The sequence below is a fragment of the Kitasatospora acidiphila genome, from assembly GCF_006636205.1.
GTDB lineage: Bacteria > Actinomycetota > Actinomycetes > Streptomycetales > Streptomycetaceae > Kitasatospora > Kitasatospora acidiphila.
In genome coordinates this window covers 2,218,350-2,233,551 of record NZ_VIGB01000003.1, presented here as the reverse complement: position 1 = coordinate 2,233,551, position 15,202 = coordinate 2,218,350, and the positions used below count along the sequence as shown (strand labels likewise).

General features: G+C 70.8%; 11 protein-coding genes and 1 pseudogene. 5 read left to right on the top strand and 7 right to left on the bottom strand.

The features are described from left to right. The first annotated feature begins 1 nt into the window (after window position 1). Complete coding sequence (locus E6W39_RS11140) at window positions 2-919, top strand: GHMP family kinase ATP-binding protein (protein ID WP_141633403.1); 918 nt, start codon at window positions 2-4, stop codon at window positions 917-919. A 64-nt stretch (window positions 920-983) separates the two neighbouring features. On the opposite strand, the gene E6W39_RS11135 is transcribed toward E6W39_RS11140, so the two are convergent. Both E6W39_RS11135 and E6W39_RS11130 read right to left on the bottom strand, forming a co-directional pair. Beyond that, complete coding sequence (locus E6W39_RS11135; RefSeq protein WP_141633402.1) at window positions 984-1,907, bottom strand: TauD/TfdA family dioxygenase; 924 nt, start codon at window positions 1,905-1,907, stop codon at window positions 984-986. A 17-nt stretch (window positions 1,908-1,924) separates the two neighbouring features. Next, on the bottom strand, window positions 1,925-2,728 hold the full coding sequence (locus E6W39_RS11130) for an alpha/beta fold hydrolase (protein ID WP_141633401.1): 804 nt from the start codon (window positions 2,726-2,728) through the stop codon (window positions 1,925-1,927). Window positions 2,729-3,414: 686 nt separating this feature from the next. Here E6W39_RS11130 and E6W39_RS11125 point away from each other — a divergent pair. Continuing rightward, a complete protein-coding gene (locus E6W39_RS11125) occupies window positions 3,415-3,627 on the top strand; it encodes an MbtH family protein (protein WP_323809001.1) in 213 nt (70 codons plus the stop codon). Window positions 3,628-5,338: 1,711 nt separating this feature from the next. Beyond that, entirely contained in the window at window positions 5,339-6,280 is a 942-nt protein-coding gene (locus tag E6W39_RS11115; protein WP_141633398.1) for a ParB N-terminal domain-containing protein, read from the top strand. 287 nt (window positions 6,281-6,567) lie between these two features. On the opposite strand, the gene E6W39_RS11105 is transcribed toward E6W39_RS11115, so the two are convergent. From E6W39_RS11105 to E6W39_RS11090, 4 genes and pseudogenes are all read right to left on the bottom strand, one after another. Next, window positions 6,568-8,877: a M4 family metallopeptidase gene (locus E6W39_RS11105; RefSeq protein ID WP_141633396.1), complete on the bottom strand. Its 2,310-nt coding sequence runs from the start codon at window positions 8,875-8,877 to the stop codon at window positions 6,568-6,570. Window positions 8,878-9,346: 469 nt separating this feature from the next. Further along, a complete protein-coding gene (locus tag E6W39_RS11100) occupies window positions 9,347-10,027 on the bottom strand; it encodes a DUF6445 family protein (protein WP_141633395.1) in 681 nt (226 codons plus the stop codon). 128 nt (window positions 10,028-10,155) lie between these two features. Continuing rightward, window positions 10,156-10,357, bottom strand: a pseudogene (locus E6W39_RS11095) (multicopper oxidase domain-containing protein); the annotation flags it as partial. 137 nt (window positions 10,358-10,494) lie between these two features. Continuing rightward, complete coding sequence (locus tag E6W39_RS11090; RefSeq protein WP_141633394.1) at window positions 10,495-11,334, bottom strand: oxidoreductase; 840 nt, start codon at window positions 11,332-11,334, stop codon at window positions 10,495-10,497. Between the two features lie 195 nt (window positions 11,335-11,529). Between E6W39_RS11090 and E6W39_RS11085 the strand changes: the two genes are divergently transcribed. Further along, window positions 11,530-14,097: an AAA family ATPase gene (locus E6W39_RS11085; protein WP_228718087.1), complete on the top strand. Its 2,568-nt coding sequence runs from the start codon at window positions 11,530-11,532 to the stop codon at window positions 14,095-14,097. Further along, the gene (locus tag E6W39_RS41295; protein WP_228718642.1) at window positions 14,094-14,249 is read left to right on the top strand and encodes a helix-turn-helix domain-containing protein; all 156 of its coding nucleotides are present in this window, start codon (window positions 14,094-14,096) and stop codon (window positions 14,247-14,249) included. Before E6W39_RS11085 ends, E6W39_RS41295 begins: the two co-directional genes overlap by 4 nt. Before the next feature lie 93 nt (window positions 14,250-14,342). Here E6W39_RS41295 and E6W39_RS11080 read toward each other — a convergent pair whose 3' ends face one another. Then, window positions 14,343-15,194, bottom strand: coding sequence for an alpha/beta fold hydrolase (locus E6W39_RS11080; protein ID WP_181799201.1), 852 nt, complete (start codon window positions 15,192-15,194; stop codon window positions 14,343-14,345). Window positions 15,195-15,202: the final 8 nt, after the last annotated feature.

The following is a 15,202-nucleotide window of genomic DNA, read 5'->3' as shown; positions in this document are numbered from 1 at the left end:
TGTGACCAGGTTCCAGAGCGTCGCGGTCGGCCCGGCGTGCCGCCGGGTCACCGCCACCGGGGTCAGCTCGGCCTTCGGTACCTTCGGCGAGCTGCTGCAGGGGGTGCTGCCGGAGGACGACGGCGACTTCCTGGTGACCCTCCCGGTCGCCCGCTGGGCCTCGGCCCGCTTCGAACACGAAGTCGAGGCAGGAGAGTTGACGGTCTGGCCGGATCACAAGAAGAAGGCCCTGCGGCTCGCCTCGATGATCCTGGAGGATTCCGGCCGCCCGCTCGGCGGGGTGCTGCGGATCGACAGCACCCTGCCGGAGGGCAAGGGCCTGGCCAGCTCCTCCGCCGACCTGGTGGCCACCGCCCGAGCCGTGGCCAACGCCCTGGGCGAGCCGATGCCGCCCACCCGGATCGAGTCCTACCTGGCCCGGATCGAGCCGACCGACGGGGTGCTCTACCCGTCGATCGTCGCGTTCCACCACCGCAGCGTGCGGCTGCGGGCCAAGCTCGGCTCACTGCCGTCGATGGCCGTGGTCAGCGTGGATGAGGGCGGGGCGGTCGACACGGTCGCCTTCAACGCGATCCCCAAGCCGTTCACCGCCGCCGACAAGCGGGAGTACGCGCGGCTGCTGGACCGGGTCACCGGCGCGATCGCCACCCGTGACCTCGCCGAGGTGGGCCGGGTGGCCACGGCCAGTGCCAGGATGAACCAGACGCTGCGTCACAAGTGGTCGCTGGAGCCGATGGTGGACATATGCAAGACCGTCGGCGGCCTCGGCGTGGTGGTCGGCCACAGCGGCACCACCCTGGGCATCCTGCTGGACACCACCGCCCCCGACCACCCCGACCGGCTGGCCGCCGCTGCCCAGGCAAGCCAGCGACTCGTCGGGAACGTCACGGTCTACCGGACGCTGAGTTTCGACTGGTGACCGGCGGCAGCGGCACGGAGAAGGGGGGAGCCTCGCCGAGGCTCCCCCCTTCTCCGTACTTGACTCAGAAACGCACCGGCTCACCCAGTCCCACCAGGATCTCCCGGTCCCCCTGGTAGGGCTCGCGGCTGTGGGCCACCCGCAGGTTGTCCACCACCATCAGATTGCCGCGCTGCCACGGCTCGCGGACCGTGTGCTTCTCGTACACGTCGTTGATCAGGTCCACGGTGTCCTTGTCGAGTGGCGAGCCGTCGCCGGTGAAGGTGTTGAACGGCAGGCCCTCGGGGCCGAACTCGGCGACCAGGAACTCCCGGACCGCGGGCTCCATGGTCCACTCGTTGAGGAAGGCGATCTGGTTGAACCAGACCCGCTCGCCGGTCCCCGGGTGGGTCCGGACGGCCGGCCGGGTCTGCGCGGTGGTCAGCGCGCCGTCCGGGTGCCAGTCGGCCGTCAGCCCGTTCTCGGCGCAGTAGCGCTCCACCTCGGCCCGGTCGGCGGTGCCGAACGCGTCCTGCCAGGCGGTGCCGACCAGCGGGTTGTAGCTGCGGGTCAGCTGCCAGCCGTGCCGCTCGAAGCGCTCGACCAGCTCGACCGGCAGGTCGCGCAGCACCGCGGCGGCGTCCGCCAGGCCGGTGACGCCGCCGGTGGCGGGCGGGGTGACGCAGGCGAACGCGAGCAGCCCGGGCGCACTGCTCGCGTAGCTCAACTCGTGGTGCATGCATTGGGGTTGGTCGGCCGGCCAGTGCGAGGACGAGTACACGCCGGGCGCGTGGCAGTCGCGCGGGGCGAAGCCCTCGCGCTCGGCCATGCCCTCGCCGATGACGGCGCGGACCGCCGCCACCGCCGCGGCCCGGTCGGGCAGCGCGAGGCCGCGCACCAGGACGGCGCCGTTGGTCGCCACCGACTCCCGGAGCTCGGCGAGGTGCTCGGCGATCCAGGATCCGGCGTCGGCGCCCGGGTCGGCGGTCAGACGGGCGAGCAGAGTCATGCGTGGTCTCCGTGTCGTCAGTACTTGTCCAGGAATTCGGTGATCGCCGCGTTGACTTCGGCCGGCCGCTCCAGATGCCCCAGGTGCCCGGCGTCGGGGATCTCGACGAAGTCGCAGCCGGGGATGGCGTCGGCCACCTCGGAGACCAGGTGCGGCGGGCAGATCAGGTCGTCGGCGAAGGCGATGGCCCGGCACGGCACCGTGATCGTGCGCAGCGCCTCGCGCCGGTCGCCGTCCTGCGACACCCAGGCCTGCCCGTCGGCGGTGTTGCCGCCGCTGCCGGTCAGTTCGAGGATGTCCAGCCAGGAGCGGATGGTGGCGTCGTCGTTCAGCGAGGTGGGGGAGAGCATCTCCAGGACGGTGCGGACCGCCTCGTACTTGGGCGGCAGTCGGATGCCGCTCTCCCGCATCAGCTGTTCGCTCTCCTGCATCGCCTGGCGCATGATGTCGGCCCGGGCCCTGGCCGCCATCAGGACTGCCGAGCGCACCAGATGAGGTGCCTCGATGGCCAGTTCCTGGGCGATCATGGCGCCCATGGAGTAGCCGACGATCCGGCACGGGCCGAGGTCCAGCGCCTCGATCAGGCCCTTGGTGTCGGCCACCATGTCGGCCAGCGAGTACTTGCCGTCCGGTGCGTCCGAGCCGCCGCTCCCCCGGTTGTCGAAGACGATCGCCTGGTAGCCGGCCCGGATGGCGGCCGGGGTCTGGTGCACCGTCCAGACATGGCCCGCGGCCCCCGAACCCATGATGAACAGGACGGGTTCGCCCTGGCCCGAGCGCTGGTACGAGAGGCGGATGCCGTTGGTGCTCACCTGGGGCATGGCGTGGGGACTCCTGGACGAGTGGGAATCGAGGGGGAGGCGGCCCGCCGACACGGCTCCGCTGCACCCCCCACCTTGGCACCGCGTCGCACTGGTGATCAATACAGGCTGCCGGCAAGGCCTTCGGGCCCTGTTCAACAGCGTGTCCGGCGCAGTTGAACGGCGGCCGCGGACCTTGTCGACCTCGAACGAAGGGGCGAAGTGACAGTCTCGCCGTTCCGTCCGCAACCGCTCCGACCGCAACCGCCTCCGGCCATCTCGCCGAAGGGCCCGCCCACCCGCAAGCTCCGCCCTTGTCCTCACGAAACAGGCACGGCTGCCAGGCTGCGCCCGGCCCTGCCGGAGGATTTCCTCGCCATGTGATTCCCCGTCGGACCAGCGGGTGGCGCATCGGGGTTGGTGGCCGGTGCACCGTCTCCGGGTCCCGCACGGCCGCGGCGGCGGGCCCGGTCGTCCCAGCCGTGGCATACTCCGCCACATCCACCTTGGCACCGTGCATTCGTGTCGATCAAGACCGACGCCGGGCTGCCCCCGACGCCCGTTCAACTGATGCTCAGCCGCACTTGTACGGTGGCACGTCGGCGTGCCGCGCCGGCGGTCGGTTGACGCTGGCTCGGCGCCCTGGGCCATAGTGGGTCGCGGTGGGGCCGGATGGTCCACATCATGCCCGCAGAGAGGACGACGTGATGACGAATCCGTTCGAGGACCCTGACGCGAACTACCTTGTCCTGGTCAACGAGGAAGGCCAGCACTCGCTGTGGCCGGTCTTCATTGAGGTGCCCGAGGGCTGGACGTCGGTGTTCGGTGAGGCCGGCCGTCAGGAGTGCCTGGACTACATCGAGGCGAACTGGACCGACATGCGCCCCAAGAGCCTGATCGCCGCGATGGCCCAGGGCTGACCGGAGTGATGCCGTCGGGACTTCCCGGAGGCCGCTTCCGTGACACACGGAAGCGGCCTCCGGGCGTTTGCGCTGCCGGTGCCGAGTCCGGCTCCGCTTCCCCCACCCCGGATCCGCCCCGGGGCACGCCGGGCAGTGCTCGCACCTGACGTTGTGCGGTCACGGACGTGACGTCTCGACAGTTTCCTCTCTCACAGTCACTATGGGTTGGGGCGGCTGATGGGAATGACCGGACATGTGTGACTGCTGGGTTTTCGTGCTGATGTCTCCCGTCGGGCAGCACAGCCGACGGTTCCGCCCTGCTTGCTCAAGCCCCCGTGAACAGCACAGTCTCTTTGTGGATCCAAGGGAGCACGAGTGGGCCGGCCTGGCGGGACCTCGCGAGTTGACATGTCTGCTGTGGCTGTCGAAGCGCCGGAGCGGGGCGACAGGGAGCGGAGTCGGCCCGAATCCGCGGGGTATCACCCCTGGCGGCTGACGACGTGCACGAGCGACTGCGGGCGGGGGTGGGGCCAACCCCGGCCACCGGTGTGTGGCCCGACGCACAGGGCGGTTGAGCGGGGCCCGTCCGAGGAATGCGTTCGGCGGTGCCAGCGCGCAGGGGCACCGACCAAGCCCTGAGCACCGCGACCGTCAATCCCACGGCCAATCAAGACCTCTTGGCGAGCAGTGTGCCTCGGTCACTTCCCGATGCTACTCGTTCCGGTCGAGGGCCTCGCAGAGCGGTGCGACTCGGGAATCCATGTCATTCAGGTGAAGGAAGACATCCTCGCGACCGTGCTCAGGCGCAATGAAGCCACGACCCCGTGCACCCCGAATCTGGGGGCCTGCGGGCGGTGTTGAACGCGTGATGTCGCCGAATGCGTGCTTCTGGCCAGTTTCGGGCGCTGCACCTGCTGTCTGTGAGATATGCACAGGGAGGAGGCCTGACCGAAGCACGGCGGGCATTCCGGAAGCAGGTACGAAGGGCTGCGGCCGAGGGATTCGCTCGGGGAGAGGACGACCGGGTCATCGCGAAGCAGTTGCGAGTGCACGTCAGATCGGTGCAGCGCTAGCGGCGTTCGTGGCTTTGGGTGGATCCGGGGCAGTGACCTCGAAGGGGGTCGCTTCGACACCACTGCTGAGCAAGGCGGAGTTCACCGAGTTGGAGAACGAACTTGCCAAGGGTGCCGCAGGTCACGGATGGCCTGACTTGCAGTGAGCGCTCGCTCGGATAAGGCTGCTGATTTTCCATCAGTTCGGCGCCAGTTGCACCGTCCAGGAGGTCGCAGCGTAGCTCAAGCGCCATGGTTGGGTCCATCGCCCGCAGCCGCGCGGGTCGGTGTCGCATGAGGGGGCTGCGGTCTGGATGAAGATCTGACTATTAGTCAACTAATTAGTAAATCAGGAGGTTGGCGATCCATGCGACATCGCGCCTACGAGATCTTTACAAGGACGGGTCAATGACGGCTCGACACTTCCCGGAGCGGAAGCGATGATGGGGGCATAGGTATGTGGCTGAGCCATGTCCTTGAGGGCCGGCTCCGAACCTTGGCGATGGTTCGGAGCGATCGAGCGGGATCGACGCCCTGAGGACTTGGCAGGCGCTTCGCTGACGTCTGGGCGGTCGGCACCGGTGCGCCTGGCTCAGCTCGGAGCCGCACAACATCGGGGGACCATCTTGAATCAGACTGTCGGAGACCTGAGATCAACCGTCGTGGTTCCGATCGCCATGCTGCAGGTGGGAGAGTCGCCGCGCACCGGTGGTCGGGATGAGGAGCACATCGCCAGACTGGCGGAGCTGGACGGGCCGCTCCCGCCGATCCTGGTCGAGCGGCAGACCATGAGAGTGATCGACGGGACCCACCGGCTGCTGGCGGCGGTCTCCAAGGGCCTGTCGGCCATCGAGGTGGAGTTCTTCGACGGCAGCAATGCGGACGCCTTCCTGAAGGCGGTGGAGGCGAACGTCACCCATGGCCTGCCGCTCTCCTTGGCCGATCGGCGGGCGGCGGCCGAGCGGATCGTGACCTCGCACCCACACCTGTCCGACCGGGCGATCGCGCGGACCGCCGGGCTCGGTGCCAGGGCGGTGGCGGCGATCCGCCGGCGGGTGGCGGAGACCGCGGACCAGCCGCAGCTGCAGGTCAGGGTCGGTCGGGACGGCAAGGTCCGCCCGCTGAACGGCTTGGAGGGCCGCCGTCGGGCCGCGGAGCTGATTGCCGAGCGCCCGGACGCCTCGCTGCGCGAGGTCGCCAGGCTGGCCGGCATCTCCCCGGCGACGGTCAGCGACGTCCGGCGCCGGCTGGCAGCCGGTGAGGCGCCGGCCACCGGGGCGGCGGGTGACGGCACCATCAGCGTGGTGTTCCCGACTCAGCGGACCCGTGCGACCGCGACCCAGCGGATGCGGTTGGTGCGGTCCGACCCGGCCATGGTGCTGGAGAAACTGCTGCGCGACCCGTCGTTGCGCCATAAGGAGGAGGGCCGCCAGCTGCTGCGCCTGTTCCAGCAGAACGCCATGGGGACCAAGGAGTGGTCCGAACTCACCGCGGTGGTGCCCACCCACTGCACCGCCCTGGTGGTGGACCTGGCCCGGCAGTGCGCCGAGACCTGGCTGGAGTTCGCGCAGCAGCTGGATCAGCGGGTCCGAGTGGTGGACCGGGCTGCGACCGGCTGACCGAGGAGCGCCGGGTCCGTCGTGGCGGTCTTCTACGGGCCTCCCCGGCCTACCTGTGCACCGCCGGAGTCGGCTACGACGACTCGACCGGCCTCGGCACTCCGAACGGCCTCGCGGCCTTCACCGGCTGACCCCGCCTACTGGAAAGACTGTGGGCCCCGGCTGCCGCAACGGCGGTCGGGGCCCGCTTGTCACCGAGCCGGTTCCCGCTCTTCTTTGAGAACCGGCTCAGCATCCAATGCCCGCAGGGGACTTACCCAAGGACGCTGATGCGTCCGAGGCTTGGATCAGGAGGTGGCGATGTCGTCGTAGTAGGTGTAGGTCGGGTCGCCCGGGTAGTTGTCGTCGACGTTGGTCAGGGTGATGGTGTAGCTGTGGCCGGCCGTGATCGCGCCGGAGGCCGCCTTCCAGCCGAGGCCGCTGGTGCAGGTCTTGGCCAGCAAGGTCGTGGTGGTGTTGGTGGTGTTGTCCTTGAGCGTCGCGGTCGCCCAGTCGTAGGTCACGGTGTCCGGGCAGTTGACGTTGTAGTAGAAGGAGACCTTGCTGGAGCCGGCGGGCGCGGTGAAGGTCTGGTTGAGCGAGGAGCTACCGCTCGGGCTGGTCGAGCCGACCTGGGCGCCGTAGCTGCCGGTGTGCTTGGCGGCGGCGCCGGCGGAGGTGGAGCCCGCAGAGGTCCAACCGCTGAGGTTCCCGGTCTCGAAGGTGCCGTTGGTGACGCCGCCGCCACCGGTTCCGCTCGAAACGGTCCAACTGAAGCTGGTGGTACCGGTCTTTCCGGCGGTGTCGGTGGCCGTGACGGTCACGCTGTAGGTGCCGGCGGTGGTGGCGGTGCCGGTGATCAGACCGGTGGAGCTGATCGACAGGCCGGACGGCAGGCCGGTGGCCGAGTAGGTCAGGGCGCCGGTGCCACCGGTGGCGCTGACCTGGAGGTTGGCGGTGCCGTTGAGCGCGGTGGTCTGGTTGCCGGGGTTGGCCACGGTGATGGTGCCGGTGGGCAATGAGCCGACGTTGACGGCGGCCCACGCGGTGGCGACGGCGTTGTACTCCGCCGAGCCCGCCCCGTACAGGTCGGTGGCGGCGCTCAGGGTCCCGGCACGGGCGCCGGCGTAGTCGGTGGTGGAGGTGAAGTAGGTGGTCAGAGCCCGGTACCAGATCTGCGCGGCCTTGTCGCGGCCGATGCCGGTGACGGATATGCCGTTCACCGTGGGGGAGTTGTAGTTGAAGCCGTTGATGGTCTTGGCGCCGCTGCCCTCGGAGAGCAGGTAGAAGAAGTGGTTGGCGACGCCGGAGGAGTTGTGCACGTCCAGGTTGCCGACGGTTGAGGACCAGGAGTCGGCCGAGGCGCCGTCCTTGGAGGGGTGGTCCATGTAGCGCAGCGGGGTGCCATCGCCGTTGATGTTGATGAGCTCGCCGATCAAGTAGTTCGGCGGGTTGGAGGGCAGGTTGGCGGAGAACTCGACCATCGTGCCGAGGATGTCGGACGTGGCTTCGTTGAGTCCGCCGGACTCGCCCGAGTAGTTGAGGTTCGCGGTGGCGGCGGTGACGCCGTGGGTCATCTCGTGGCCGGCCACGTCGATCTCGGTGAGCGGATGGGTGTCGCTGGCGCCGTCGCCGTAGGTCATGCAGAAGCAGGTGTCGTCCCAGAACGCGTTGACGTAGCCGGTGTCGTAGTGCACGCGGTTGTAGGCGCCGACGCCGTCGTTGCGGATGCCGGTGCGGCCGAAGGTGTTCTTGTAGAAGTCCCAGGTCGCGGAGGTGCCGTACTGCGCGTCCACGGCGGCGGACTGACGGTTGCCCACCGTTCCGTCGCCCCAGGTGGTGGTGGAGTTGGTGAACAGCGTCCCGTTGCCGGAGGTGCCGTTGCCCATGTCGGTGGTGTACTGGCCACCGCGGCTGCCGTCCTTGAGCTGGAATGTGCTGCCGGAGGCCGTGGTGGTCAGCGGCACGGTGCCGACGAAGACCCCGTGGCCGGTGTCGGTCTCGATGCCCTCCACCTTGCTCAGCACCTCGCCGGTGCGAGCGTCGGTGACCACGTGCAGGCGGCTCGGGGTCCCGTCGTGCTGCTTGCCGGTGACGACGGTCTCCCAAGCCAGCTTCGGCGTGTTCTTGACCACCCAGACGACCAGGCGGGGGGCGACCGCCACCGTCGAACCGGCCTCCTCGGCCTGGGCGCTGGCCTGGGCCCGGGGTGCGGCGACCTCCGGGGTGGTGGGCACGCCGGTCAGCGAGGCGTTGCTGGCCCGGTCCACGCTCTTGATGGTGCCGTTCGCGGCCTGGTGGACGACCAGGTCGCCGCCGAGCACGGGCAGGCCGGCGTAGGTGCGCTCGTAGCGCAGGTGCTGGGTTCCGTTCGCGTCCTTGACCACGTCCTTCGCGATCAGCTTCTCCTGGCCGTCCAGACCGAGGGACTGAGCGATGGCGGCGCTGTGCAGGTTGGCCTGGGAGAGCAGTTCGGCCCGGGTGGCGGCCGCGGGGGAGGCAGCGATCGAGGGGGTGTCGGTCTGGGCTTGGGCGACCATCGGTATGCCGGCGACCAGCAGTGCGGTGGTGGCGGCCAGCGCGGCCAGACTTGCCCGGGCATGGGTGGAGCGGGACATGGGTCTCCTTCCCGACCGCTCGCGGGGTCACGAGCGTCGGTACGACCTGGCCACGGGGTTCGCGGCGCAGTGGGGGCGGCCCGGCCGCCGGTGCGGCACGGGTGCGGTGCGGTGGAGCCAGTCAGAAGCCGCGCAGCCGGGGTGTGGGGCCCGTGAATCCGCGGCATCGAAATGGTGGCAGCAGATGGCCTGCGCATGACAGACATGCGTCATGAATTGGCCAAGAAGTGTTCAAGCACTCGATATGTTCGAGGTGTCTTCGATGGGTGCCGGTGATCAACTCTGGCTTACTTCGGCCCAGTTCAGGATCCGCAGGCATGGTCAGCGCCAACCGGCGAGAGGGCGTCACACCGTCTGGCGGTCGACCGACCGGTTCCGGCCACTGCCCGGTGCCTCGGGGGTGGCCGCCCACGGCCGCCCAGTAGTCGGCGGTGCGTGGACTTCTGCAGATCCAGGGGGAGTTCGAGGATCAGGCCATCCAGAAGAAGACGGCCGTCATCCGCTTGTCCGTCAGGGTGCTGCCCCAGTAGGCGGTCGCGGTGTGGATCAGGTTGGCCGAGTAGAGCAGCAGGCGGTTGTAGCGGTGCGGCACCCGCACGTCCTCGGTGAAGGAGTCCGCCGGGACGAAGCGGGTGCCCAGCGCCTCGGCCAGGTTGTTGTGCGGAGCCGAGACCAGGTTGCCGCCGAGTACCCCGCCGGGCAGGCTCTGTCGGTAGAAGCTGGTGCCGCAGTCCTTGGGCACATCCGGGTTCAGGTAGAGCACCGCCGCGTACCGGCACAGCGCCCGCGAGTCGGTGTGCGGACGCGGCTCGCACTCGTCCTTGCCGACCACCTGGATGCAGTTGTGGTTGACCGTGGCACCGCCTGCCGACGTCTCGGCCCAGAGCTTCTTCGCGCCGGTCGCGTTCCTCACCAGGGCTTCCACGCGCATCAGTTCACCCGGCGTCAGGGCCGGCATGGCGCGCAGGCCGGGCCAGGTCTCGGGCCTGTGCGGGTAGCCCTCGGTCCAGTCCTTGCGCGCCAGACAACGGGCCCGGACCTCGTCCACGTTCGGCAGCACGTCGTCCAACACCCAGTAGTCCCGTTCCCGGGTGGGCTTGCGGTACTGGAGCACCGGCTGTCCGGCGGCCTTGCGCGGCTGAGGTGGCATGCGCAGACCATACCGACCATGCCCTGGATGCACGGCGGCGGTTTCCGGTCAATGTCCGGCGCACGAGGCCGTCCATCCCGGGCTGGGGCGGGCGCGCCATCCAGCCCCAGCCCCGGACGGGTGCAGCGTCATGCCCGGTAGGCGAGAAAGCCCATCATTCCGGCCTCGCCGTGGTAGGCGTTGTGGCAGTGCGTCAGCCACTGGCCGGGGTTGTCGGCGTCGAAATCGCAGACGATCCGCCGCTTGGGCTTCACGATGACGCTGTCCTTGCGCGGGCCGGTGTCGCCCGACCTGGAAGGTGTGTCCGTGCAGGTGCATCGGGTGCCACATGTCGTTTCAACTGCCCCTCGCCCAGGACCTCGGCCGTGTAGTAGGGCAGCCCCGAAACGCGGGCACCCACCTCGACCAGCCGCGGGCCGTCCGGGGTCAGCTTGATCGCGGAGGGCGCCTGGTCGCTGCCGGTGGACTCACCGCCCCGCCGGGAAGTCGGCGGCGGCGCTCGCGTCGGCCCACCTCCGCGTCTCCTCCGCGCGCGCCTCACCGGCGGACAGGGCCGCGGTCACGGCCTGGGCGCCGAGCAGTAGCCGGCGCGGCGGGTCGTCGTGGCCGACGACGTCGATGATCACCTGGGCGGCGCGCGCCGGATCGCCGGGCTGCGTGCCGTTGTTCTCCTGCCGGTACCGGTTCATGACGCCGACGGTCTCCTCGTAGTCGGGGCCCACCGCGTGCAGCTCCATGGACGAGCCCTGCCAGTCCGTCCGGAAGGCGCCGGGCTCGACGATGACCACCTTCACCCCGAACGGGGCGACCTCGCTGGCCAGCACTTCGGAGAAGCCCTCGACGGCGAACTTCGCGCTCTGGTAGGCACCCATTCCCGGGGTGCCTCCGACCCGGCCGCCCAGGGACGAGAACTGCACGAACACTCCCGACCGTTGCTCGCGCAGCACCGGCAGAGCGGCCCGGGTGACGTTGACGACACCGAAGAAGTTGGCCTCGAACTGCTCGCGGAAGTCCTGCTCCGCCATCTCCTCGATCGGGCCGCTGTTGGCGTATCCGGCGTTGTTCACCACCACGTCCAGCCGCCCGAACGATGCGGCCGCGCTGTGCACCGCGGCACGGGCCGCCTCCGCGTCGGTCACGTCCAAGGCCGTGGTACGGACCCGCGCCCCGTAGCGGGAGACCAGGTCCGCCAGTTGCTCCGGCCGTCGAGCCGTCGCCAGGACCTGGTCTCCGCTCTCCAGGACCGCTTCGGTCAGGTGCCGCCCGAAGCCCCGGGACGCGCCGGTGACCAACCAAGTGCGAGTCATGTCAAGCCCTTTCGCTCTGTTGTGAGATCCATCGGTCACCACTGTCACTTGCGGTGCATCCGCCGTGCATCAGTCATCCGACGCCGAGTCAACGATGGGGCGGCCGGAGGGGAAGCGGATCCTTGCGGATCAGCCGGCCCTGCTCTTCGTAGGATGGGCGGAGCTCCTCCGGGAGGAACTCGTGCCGGAGGGGCCATGCCGCAACACGCGAAACACCAGCTTCTGGGTCGGACCCGGGAGTTGGAGGTGCTGGAGGGTCTGCTGCGCGAGGTGCGCGGCGGGCGCAGCCGGGTGCTGGTGCTGCGCGGCGAGGCCGGCGTCGGCAAATCGGCGCTGCTCGACCATCTCGCCGGGCAGGCGGCGCAGCTGCAGACCGTACGCGCGGCCGGCGTCGAAGCCGAGTCCGACTTCGCCTACTCGGCCCTGCAACGCATGTGCGTCCCGTTGCTGTCGCACCTCGATCGACTGCCGGCGGTGCAGCAGGACGCGCTGCGCGTCGCGTTCGGCCTGAGCGCGGGGAACCCGCCCGAGATGCTGCTGGTGGGGATCGCGGTCCTCGGCCTCTTCGCCGAGGCCGCGGCCCAGTCCCCGCTGGTGTGCCTGGTCGACGACGCGCAGTGGCTGGACCTGATGTCCCAGCGGATCCTGGCGTTCGTCGGGCGTCGACTGGATGCCGAATCGGTGGCGTTGGTGTTCGCCGAGCGGATCACCGACGGGAGGGAGGACGAGGGGTTCACCGGTCTGCCGGATCTCCCCCTGCGCGGGCTGGCCGACGCCGACGCCCGGGCGCTGCTCGACGGCGTGCTGCCGGGGCCGGTCGACGCCCGGGTGCGGGACCGGATCGTCGCCGAGACCGGCGGGAACCCGCTCGCCCTGCTGGAGTTGCCCCGGGGCCTGTCACCGGCGGAGTTGGCGTTCGGCTTCGGGGGACCAGGTGCCGGCCCGCTGGCGACCCGGGTCGAGGACGGCTTCCGCCGGCGCGTCGACGCACTGCCGGCCGACACCCGCGCCCTGCTGCTGGTCGCGGCGGTCGAACCGGTCGGCGACGGGCCGCTGTTGTGGCGTGCTCTGCGCTTGCTGGGCATCGGGCTCGAGGCCGCGGCACCGGCGGAGGCCGCGGACCTGATCACCCTGGGAGCCCCGGTGCGGTTCCGGCACCCGCTGGTGCGGTCGGCCGTCTGGCGTGGCGCGGATGCCGCCACGCTGCGTGCGGCGCACCACGCCCTGGCCGAGGCCACCGATGCCGAGCGCGACCCCGATCGGCGGGCCTGGCACCAGGCCCACGCCGCGGTCGGGCCCAACGAGCAGATCGCCGCCGCGCTGGAGCGCTCCGCCGACCGGGCCCTGGCGCGCGGCGGCCGGGCGGCCGCCGCCTCCTTCCTGGAACGTGCCGCCGCGCTCACCCCCGACCCGAAGGAGCAGGCGCGGCGCGCGCTGGCAGCCGCGGGGGCCCACCTCGCCGCGGGCGCGCCGGCTCGCGTGCCCGACCTGCTCGCCGCCGCCGAGCTGGGGCCGTTGGACCGGCTGCAGCAGGCCAACGCCGGCCGGCTGCGGGCCAAGGCGTCATCCATGACCAACTCAGGTTTCGGCGCGGTGCGGCCGTTGCTCGACGCGGCGGGCCGGCTCAGGGACCTCGACCCGGCCGCCGCGCGGGAGACCCACCTCGCGGCGTTCGGTGCGGCCATCTGGGCCGGTCGGCACGACGAAGGCGGACTGCGACGAGTCGCCGAGGCCGCTCGCGATCTGCCGCCTGGCGACGAGACGGCGGGAGTCTTCCTCCGTGCCCTGGTGGCGTGGACCATGGACGGGCCGGCGGCCGCTTTCCCGCTGCTGTCGCGGGCACTGCGCTCCCTCACCGACGACGAGGATCTGGTCGTCCTGTGGCCGGCCGCGAACGCCGCCGTGGAGCTGGGCGATCTCCAGACGTGGCTGGACATCACCGACCGGGCGGTTCGCTTCGCCCGGACGACGGGCACGCTGTCGATCCTCTCGACGGCGTTGCCCCACCGGGCGGCCTCGCTGGGCTATGCGGGGCGTTTCTCCGAAGCCTGGGACCTGTTGGCCGAGGGCGCGGCCGTCGAGGAGGCAGCGGGCACGGCGACGCGCATGGTCACGACAGCCTTGATCAGCGCGTACCGGGGGCGGGAACGACCGGCCCTGGAGCTGATCGAGGTGATGGAACGGGATGGCGAGCAGCGCGGCTTGGGCCGGCTCACAGCCATGGCGGCCTGTGCCCGGGCGGTGCTCCACAACGGCCTGGGCAACTATCCGCTCGCGATGGAAGCGGCACTCCAGGGCGGTGAGTACCAGGACCTCGTCGTGCATCACTGGACGTGCAGCGAGTTGGTCGAGGCGGCGTCCCGGGTCGGCGACCGGGCCGCAGCGGCCCTGGCGCGCGAGCGGCTGGCCGACTGGAGCCGGGCCGGCACGCCCTGGGCCCTCGGCGCGCGGGCGGTCGCCGACGCCCTGACCGGAGCACCCGAGCAGGCCGAAGACCGCTACCGCGAGGCCGTCGACCACTTCGGCCGGGGCGGGCTCGGCGTGTTCGAGGCCCGGGCCCGGCTGCTGTTCGGCGAATGGCTGCGCCGTCAGAACCGGCGGGCCCAGGCTCGCACCGAGCTGCGCGCGGCGCACGAGGCGGCCGCGGCAATGGGCATGGAGGCGTTCGCGGAACGGGCCCGCCGGGAGCTGGTCGCCACCGGTGAGACCGTCCGCAAGCGGTCCCTCGGCGCGCCGGTCCTGACCCGCAGGAGGCGCAGATAGCCCGACTCGCGGCCACCGGGCACCCGAACGCGGAGATCGGCGCGCAGTTGTTCCTCAGCCCTCGCACGGTCGAGTGGCACCTGCGCAAGGTCTTCGCCAAGCTGGGGATCTCCTCCCGTCGTGAGATCGCCGGCGCTTTCTCCGATCGGTGATTGCAGGTGGAGCCGGGAGGGCGGAGGGGATGGACGGGGTTCGCCCTCCCGGCGTTCAGGGGGCCGCTGTTCGCGGCCGCAGCATGACGGTGGTCAGCGGGTGGCCCGGGCGGCCTTCTCGATGACGCCGGCCACCAGGTCGGGGTGGGACACCGCGACGGAGTGGGACGCGGCCACCTCGGTGGTGTGGGCGTGAGCGCGCTCGGCCATGAACTCCTGGGCCGCAGGCGGGATGTTCAGGTCCTGGGTGGTGACGATGTCCCAGCTGGGGACGGTCTTCCAGGCGGCGGAGGTGGCCTTCTCCGTCAGCGCGGCCTGCGCGATCGGCCGCTGCGCCGCGGCCGCCAGCGCGGCTCGGTCGGCCGGGACGTCGGCGGCGAACTGGGCGCGGAACTTGTCCTGTTGGATGTACAGGTCGGTGCCGGTGCTGCCGTCGGCGTTCGCGTACGGCACCGGGTCCAGCGTGCCGGACAGGGTGGAGCCGGGGAACTGGTTGGTCAGTTGCAGTGCGGACTCGCCCGGCGCGGGCAGGAACGCGGCGACGTAGACGAGGGCCTTGACCCGCGGCTCACCGACGGCGGCCTCACTGATGACCGAGCCGCCGTAGGAGTGGCCGACGAGGACGATGGGGCCCTTGATGTGGTCGACGAGACTGCGCAGCGCGGCGGCGTCGGAGGCCGGACCGCGCAGCGGGTTGGCGGCGGCCACCACCGGGTAGCCGTCGTGGCGCAGCCTGGCGATGACGCCGTCCCAGCTGGAGGCGTCGGCGAACGCACCGTGCTCCAGGACGACGGTCGGCTTCGGGCCGCGGTCGGCCGCCGCCGGGTCGGTCGCCGCGTCAGCGGTGGCGGTGAAGGCGAAAGCGCCGATCGCCACGGTGGTGCCGACCGCAGCGGCCATCCCGGCGACGAACCGCCGCTTGCGGCCGTTCTCGATGCTCAACATGGGTCACG